This is a genomic window from Micromonospora sp. NPDC049799 (assembly GCF_040656655.1).
GTDB lineage: Bacteria > Actinomycetota > Actinomycetes > Mycobacteriales > Micromonosporaceae > Micromonospora.
In genome coordinates, this window is the sequence record NZ_JBFAMU010000698.1 from 1 (window position 1) to 2,115 (window position 2,115).

Annotated in this window: 3 protein-coding genes; 1 reads left to right on the plus strand and 2 read right to left on the minus strand. The window is 75.3% G+C overall.

Annotated elements, in window-relative coordinates:
- Window positions 1-29: 29 nt before the first annotated feature.
- Both AB0I76_RS28435 and AB0I76_RS28440 read right to left on the minus strand, forming a co-directional pair.
- Window positions 30-683, minus strand: a complete 654-nt coding sequence (locus AB0I76_RS28435; RefSeq protein ID WP_357041775.1) for an MBL fold metallo-hydrolase — start codon at window positions 681-683, stop codon at window positions 30-32.
- Window positions 684-691: 8 nt separating this feature from the next.
- Window positions 692-1,408, minus strand: coding sequence for a maleylpyruvate isomerase family mycothiol-dependent enzyme (locus AB0I76_RS28440; RefSeq protein WP_357041778.1), 717 nt, complete (start codon window positions 1,406-1,408; stop codon window positions 692-694).
- A gap of 198 nt (window positions 1,409-1,606) precedes the next feature.
- Between AB0I76_RS28440 and rsgA the strand changes: the two genes are divergently transcribed.
- Window positions 1,607-2,115, plus strand: a 509-nt coding sequence (gene rsgA, locus AB0I76_RS28445; RefSeq protein WP_357041781.1) for a GTPase RsgA, incomplete at its 3' end; no start/stop codon positions are given.

Consider the following 2,115-nt stretch of genomic DNA (forward strand, 5'->3'; position numbering starts at 1 on the left):
GCGGGTCGACCGCCCGGCGCCGCGCCGGCTCACCAGCCCCGGGCCCGCCACTGCGGCAGGGACGCGCGCTCCGCCCCGAGGGTGCTGTCCCTGCCGTGACCCGGGTAGAACCAGGTCTCGTCGGGCAGCCGGTCGAAGAGCTTGTGTTCCACGTCGTCGATCAGCGCGGCGAACCGCTCCGGGTCCTTGTCGGTGTTGCCGACGCCACCCGGGAAGAGGCTGTCGCCGGTGAAGAGGTGGGGCGTGCCGGCCGGGTCGCGGTGGAGCAGGGCGATCGAACCGGGCGTGTGGCCCCTGATGTGGATGACCTCCAGCGTGCAGTCACCCACCGGCACGGTGTCGCCGTCGGCGAGGGTCTCCGCCTCGATCGGCAGGCCGGCGGCGTCGTCGGCGTGCACCAGCGGCCGGGCGCCGGTCTTGGCGACGACCTCCTCCAGCGCCACCCAGTGGTCCATGTGCTGGTGGGTGGTGACCACCGTGGCAAGCCCGGCGTCGCCGAGCAGGTCCAGCAGGCGGGGTGCCTCGTTGGCCGCGTCGATGAGCACCTGCTCGCCGGTGGACCGGCAGCGCAGCAGGTAGGCGTTGTTGTCCATCGGGCCCACCGAGATCTTGGTGATGGTGAGCCGGTCGAGCTCGCGTACCGCCGGCGCACCGCCGGGCGTCACGTCTCCGCTGTAGGTCATGGGGATGTCTATATCCATTCCGGTGGGTCGGGCAGGGGACCGTCGGGGGTGACGGCCAGCACGGTGCCGGGGCTGCGACCGATCAGCCACGACGCGAGCTCCGGTGCGGCACCGGTGACCGTGGGTGCCTGCGCCCGGTCACCGATCACCAGCTCGTGACGGCTGCCGTCGAAGCGCAGCACCATCGGGGGCGCGTCGGGGCGTGCGGCGAGACCGCTGGCGACCTCGTGCAGCAGTCGGTGCCCGAACGCCTCCGGCCAGTCCGCCGGCCGGTAGCCAGCGGCCAGGTCGACGTGGTGCACCTCCAGCTCGCGCAACCGCCCCCAGACCAGCATCGCGGCCGGCCAGGGCCCGCGGCGGGTCTGCACCTGGGCGCCCCAGGCCTCGACGGGCATCGCGGCCACCGCCTCGGTGAAGCGGTCCGCCGAGCGCCGCAGGTCGTCCAGGTGCGCGGCGGGCGGCCGGGGCGCGCCGGTCTCGATGTCGGCGTCGCGTGCCGCCGCGCTGGCGTACATCGGCACGGCACGGCCGGTGCGGGCCGAGGTGAGCAGGTTGACGAACCCGTCGGCGTTGCGGGCCACGTGGGCCAGCACGTGCCCCCGGGTCCAGCCGGGCAGCAGCGACGCGGCGGCCAGGTCGGCGTCGTCGAAGCTGGCGGCGGTCCGCAGCAGGCGCGCGGTGGCGTCGGCCACCTCGCCGGTCAGCAGGAGCGGATCGGTGGTCACTCCTCGACCCTAGTCGTCCCGGACCCCGGAGTCGCCGGGGAATCTCCGCGCGGGGCTGCCGCCACCGGAAATCGCTTTCGGCGCGTCGTCGTCGGCCCTACCGTCGATGGCGTACGCGGCACCGGAGGCGGAGGAGGTGGTGGACATGCCGGCGGCGGCACGCGTGGACCACACACCGACGACCTCGATGAGGATGCCATGACCGTTGATCTGACCGCCCTCGGCTGGGACGCCGACCGGGCGGAGCACCACCTCCGTCGCGCCGACCACCGCCCGGGCCGCGTGGCCCGCGTCGACCGGGGCGTCTGCACCGTGCTCTGCGCGTCCGGCCCGGTCCGGGCCACCGTCGGCGGCGCGGTGCTGGCCGCCGCCGCCCGCGACGCGACCCGCCTGCCGTGCGCCGGGGACTGGGTGCTCGTCGGCACGTGGCCGGACGGGCGGGTGACCGTCGAGGCCGTGCTGCCCCGCCGGACCGCGCTGATCCGCCGTACCGCCGGCAAGGACGCCAGCGGCCAGGTGCTGGCCGCGAACCTCGACACCGCCGCGGTGGTGGAGCCGGTGCACCCCGAGCCGGACATCGGCCGGATCGAGCGCCTGCTGTCGCTCGCCCACGAGTCCGGCGCCCAGCCGCTGGTCGTGCTCACCAAGTCCGACCTCGCGGCCGACCCGGACGCGGTCGCCCGCCAGGTGACCGCCGTCGCCCCCGG